Genomic DNA, 4,110 nt, shown 5'->3' with positions numbered 1-4,110 from the left:
GCCCCCCCGCCCCCGGCAGCTTCGCCGCCGCGGCGCGCAAGGCCGCGCCCGCGGTGGTCAGCATCAACACCAGCAAGGCCGCCGTTCGCCACCCGCGCAGCAACGACCCGTGGTTCCAGTTCTTCTTCGGCGACCAGGGAACGCAGCAGGCGCAGACCGGCCTGGGCAGCGGCGTGATCATCAGCCCGGACGGCTACATCCTCACCAACAACCACGTGGTCGAGGGCGCGGACGAGATCGAGGTCACCCTGACCGACAGCCGCCGCACGCGCGCCACCGTGATCGGTACCGACCCGGACACCGACCTGGCCATCCTGAAGGTGCAGCTGGACAAGCTGCCCGTGATCGTGCTGGGCAACTCCGACCAGCTCGCCGTGGGCGACCATGTGCTGGCCATCGGCAACCCGTTCGGCGTGGGGCAGACGGTCACCAGCGGCATCGTGAGCGCGCTGGGCCGCAGCCAGCTGGGCATCAACACGTTCGAGAACTTCATCCAGACCGACGCGGCCATCAACCCGGGCAATTCGGGCGGCGCGCTGGTGGACGTGAACGGCAACCTGATGGGCATCAACACCGCCATCTACTCGCGCTCGGGCGGCAGCATGGGCATCGGCTTCGCCATTCCCGTGTCCACCGCCAAGCTGGTGCTGGACGGCATCGTGAAGGACGGGCAGGTCACGCGCGGCTGGATCGGCGTGGAGCCGAACGAGCTGTCGCCCGAACTGGCGCAGACCTTCGGCGTGAAGGCCTCCGAGGGCGTGATCATCACCGGCGTGCTGCAGGACGGCCCCGCCGCCCGTGCCGGCATGCGACCGGGTGACGTGATCGTGCAGGTGCAGGACAAGCCGACCGCCAGCGTCTCCGCCCTGCTCACCGCCGTGGCCTCGCTCAAGCCCGGCACGCCCGCCACGTTCCAGCTGCAGCGCGGCGATTCGCGGGTGGAGCTGGAGGTGGTGCCCGGAACCCGGCCCCGGCCGCAGCGGGCACCTCAGCCACAGCGTTGAGGGGGCGTTGTCCCGGGGGGCTTTGCCGCGCAGGACACGATTGAAACGGGTGGGCGATGCACGGGCCGTACGGGCGGCCCATGGGTGCACTTTGGTCTTGAAGGCTGGCCGGCGACGAGAACATCCGGCGCGGATCAGAGCATCGAACAGGCCGTGGAGCGCCCTGCAGGCAATCCCCGGTGTGGCATCAGCGTCGCAATGAAGGATCGATCACCCGATCACCCGATCACGCCCTGCCCTCGACGAAGCGACCAGACCGCGGCGCGCAAGGCACGCACGCCGCGCAGGCGTTGCCGCGCAGGCGTTGCCCAGTCCCCCGATCCGATGTCAGGTGGGTTCCTGCGCCTGTTCGTCCTCGGGCGCCTTGGTGTGCCGGATGAAGAGCTGCGCCGCCCAGATGCCCAGTTCGTAGAGCAGGCACATCGGCACGGCCAGGGCCAGCTGGGACACCACGTCGGGCGGGGTGACCACGGCGGCGATGATGAAGGCCAGCACGATGAAATAGCCGCGAAAGCCCTTGAGCTTTTCCACGCTGACCAGCCCCATGCGCGCCAGCACGATCACGACGATCGGCACCTCGAACGACAGGCCGAACGCGAGGAACATGGTGAGCACGAAGCTCAGGTACGCCTCGATGTCAGGCGCGGCGGTGATGCTCTTGGGCGCGAAGCCCTGGATGAAGGCGAACACCTGCCCGAACACGAAGAAGTAGCAGAACGCCACGCCCACCAGGAACAGCAGCGTGCTGGAGACCACCAGCGGCAGCACCAGCTTCTTCTCATGCGAATACAGGCCCGGCGCCACGAAGGCCCACACCTGCCACAGCACCACGGGCAGTGCCAGCAAGAAGGCCGACATCAGCAAAATCTTGAGCGGCACCATGAACGGCGAGATCACCGAGGTGGCGATCAGCGTGGCGCCCTTGGGCAGGTGCGCCACCAGGGGCGCGGCCAGCAGGTCGTAGAGCGCGCCCGGGCCGGGGTACAGGAACAGGATGCCCGCGGCGATGCCGATGGCGATCAGCGCCTTGACCAGGCGGTCGCGCAGCTCCATGAGGTGCTGCACGAACGGCTGCTCAGTGCCGGCCAGCTCGTCTTCTTTAGTGGGGGTTTCGGACATGGTGCAGGAGGGGCGGGCATTGCACCCGCGCGGGTGGCTGCGCGGGGTGCGCAGCCATCAATGGAATTTCTGGGGCCGAAAGCGGGCCACGCGCGCCGCGCCCGACTGGGCCTTGGTGCGCACGCCGCTGCGGGCTTTGTACCACTGCGGCGTGGCGCCCCGCTTGAGGCGCCAGTTCTTGCCGGGGTGCTTGTATGCCGGCACCACGCTGGCGTCGCCGGCCGCATCGTACGGCACACCGGTGTCGGTGCCCGTGCCGGACGCGGTGCCGGAAAAGTCGTTGTTCCAGTCTTTTTCGAAGTCGCTGGCGCTGGTGTGGATGCTCTGGTGCACGTCGCGTGCGGCACCTTCCATCGTTTCCTTCATCTTGCGCAGCTCGTCCAGCTCCATGGAACGGTTGACCTCGGACTTCACGTCGGCCACATAGCGCTGCGCCTTGCCCAGCAGCGTGCCGACGGTGCGCGCCACGCGCGGCAGCTTCTCGGGGCCGATGACGATCAGCGCCACGGCGCCGATCAGCGCCATTTTGGACAGGCCAATATCAATCATGGAAGCAGGGCCGGCAGGGCATTAGCCCTTGTGCTTGGCTTCGACGTCGATGGTGGTGCCCTTGGGATCGGCGGCGGTGTGGTTGACGACCTGCCCTGCGGGGGGCGTGGCCGGCGGCACGTCGCTCGCGGAGCCGTCCTTCATGCCGTCCTTGAACCCCTTGACGGCGCCGCCCAGGTCGGAGCCCATGTTCTTGAGCTTCTTCGTGCCGAACACCATCACCACGATCAGCAGCACGATCAGCCAGTGCCAGATGGAAAACGAACCCATGTCAATCTCCTAACGAATACGGACCATTCTAGACCCGCCGCATGACGGGGAAGTTCATATCCCTGCGGCGCCCGGGCTCCACGCCCTTCCCGGCGGCCGCCGGTTCAGCCCTTGAGCCAGGGCCGCGGGCCGCCCATCACGTGCACGTGCAGGTGGTGCACTTCCTGGCCGCCCTCGGCGCCCGTGTTCACCACGATGCGGAAACCGCCTTCGGGATAGGGATTGCAGCCCTGCTCCAGCGCCAGGCGCGGGGCCAGCGCCATCATGCGGCCCAGCACACCGGCATGGGCCTCGGTCACGCCGGCCATGGAGTGCACATGCTCCTTGGGCACCATCAAAAAATGCACGGGCGCCCAGGGGTGGATGTCGTGGAAGGCGAAGATGTCTTCGTCCTCGTACACCTTCCTGGAGGGAATCTGGCCCGCGATGATCTTGCAGAAAAGGCAGTTCGGATCGTGCTGCATGGCTGAGGGATGGGGTGGAACTGGAAAAACGGGTCCTGGCTGGAGGCGCCGGGTCAGGCATTGTCGGCCATGTTCACCGTGGGACGCACGCCGACGTCGGCCTGGTGGGCCTGGATCCAGCCCTGCCCCGCGGTGCGGCCCAGCTCGAACAGCTGGCGGATGAACGGCAGGTCCGCCCGCGTCTTGCTGGAGGCGCCAAAGCCCGCCAGCAGCGAGCCGCCGTCGATGCGGTGCATGCGCACGCTCTTGTAGCGCCGCGCATCCAGCTTGCCCTCGGCCAGCAGGCGCCGCACGAACTCGATGGCGCGCATCTCGCCCAGCAGGCTGGCGTTGAAGGTGACCTCGTTCATGCGCTCCATGATCTCGGAGGCGGTGTCGGGCACCTCGGCATGCTCGATGGGGTTGATCTGCACCAGCAGGACGTCGCTGCACTCGGTGTTGTAGATCAGCGGGTACAGGGCCGGGTTGCCGGAGTAGCCGCCGTCCCAGTAGTGCTGGTCGCCGATCTGCACCGCCTTGAACAGGAGGGGCAGGCAGGCCGAGGCCATGACGGCATCGGCGCTCAGGGCCTTGCCGGAGAAGATCTCGCCGCGCCCGGTGCGCACGTTGGTGGCGCACACGAAGACGCGGGGGTGGCGCGCGGCGCTCAGCACGTCGAAGTCCACCTCGCGCTCCAGCAGCCGGCGCAGCGGGTTGATGTCCAG

The 4,110-nt window shown here is 67.8% G+C and carries 6 protein-coding genes; 1 reads left to right on the top strand and 5 read right to left on the bottom strand.

The genetic code is table 11. The annotated features are described in order from the left end of the window. Positions 1-1,004 (top strand): S1C family serine protease (locus tag AC27IQ_RS19885; RefSeq protein ID WP_487090511.1); only part of this gene is annotated, 1,004 nt, incomplete at its 5' end. 327 nt (positions 1,005-1,331) lie between these two features. Here AC27IQ_RS19885 and tatC read toward each other — a convergent pair. The 5 genes from tatC to AC27IQ_RS19860 form a co-directional block, all read right to left on the bottom strand. Continuing rightward, positions 1,332-2,123: a twin-arginine translocase subunit TatC gene (gene tatC / locus AC27IQ_RS19880; RefSeq protein WP_272567636.1), complete on the bottom strand. Its 792-nt coding sequence runs from the start codon at positions 2,121-2,123 to the stop codon at positions 1,332-1,334. A gap of 57 nt (positions 2,124-2,180) precedes the next feature. Then, positions 2,181-2,672, bottom strand: coding sequence for a Sec-independent protein translocase protein TatB (gene tatB / locus AC27IQ_RS19875; RefSeq protein ID WP_284396785.1), 492 nt, complete (start codon positions 2,670-2,672; stop codon positions 2,181-2,183). 21 nt (positions 2,673-2,693) lie between these two features. Beyond that, positions 2,694-2,942 carry a Sec-independent protein translocase subunit TatA gene (tatA, locus tag AC27IQ_RS19870; RefSeq protein ID WP_284396782.1) on the bottom strand — a complete coding sequence of 83 codons (249 nt, stop codon included), beginning with the start codon at positions 2,940-2,942 and terminating at the stop codon, positions 2,694-2,696. A 104-nt stretch (positions 2,943-3,046) separates the two neighbouring features. Then, entirely contained in the window at positions 3,047-3,406 is a 360-nt protein-coding gene (locus tag AC27IQ_RS19865) for a histidine triad nucleotide-binding protein (RefSeq protein WP_284405146.1), read from the bottom strand. 53 nt (positions 3,407-3,459) lie between these two features. Further along, positions 3,460-4,110 (bottom strand): patatin-like phospholipase family protein (locus tag AC27IQ_RS19860; RefSeq protein ID WP_487090510.1); only part of this gene is annotated, 651 nt, incomplete at its 5' end.

This window comes from Acidovorax sp. KPB24-07 (genome assembly GCF_057543315.1).
The sequence above is the reverse complement of the archived record's forward strand: the minus strand, read 5'-3'. Positions and strand labels throughout refer to the sequence as shown.

What these genes read in the sequence shown, in the direction of transcription:
- tatC (WP_272567636.1), bottom strand. Translation starts at nt 2,123, where the DNA reads ATGTCCGAAACCCCCACTAAAGAAGACGAGCTGGCCGGCACTGAGCAG.
- tatB (WP_284396785.1), bottom strand. Translation starts at nt 2,672, where the DNA reads ATGATTGATATTGGCCTGTCCAAAATGGCGCTGATCGGCGCCGTGGCG.
- tatA (WP_284396782.1), bottom strand. Translation starts at nt 2,942, where the DNA reads ATGGGTTCGTTTTCCATCTGGCACTGGCTGATCGTGCTGCTGATCGTG.
- AC27IQ_RS19865 (WP_284405146.1), bottom strand. Translation starts at nt 3,406, where the DNA reads ATGCAGCACGATCCGAACTGCCTTTTCTGCAAGATCATCGCGGGCCAG.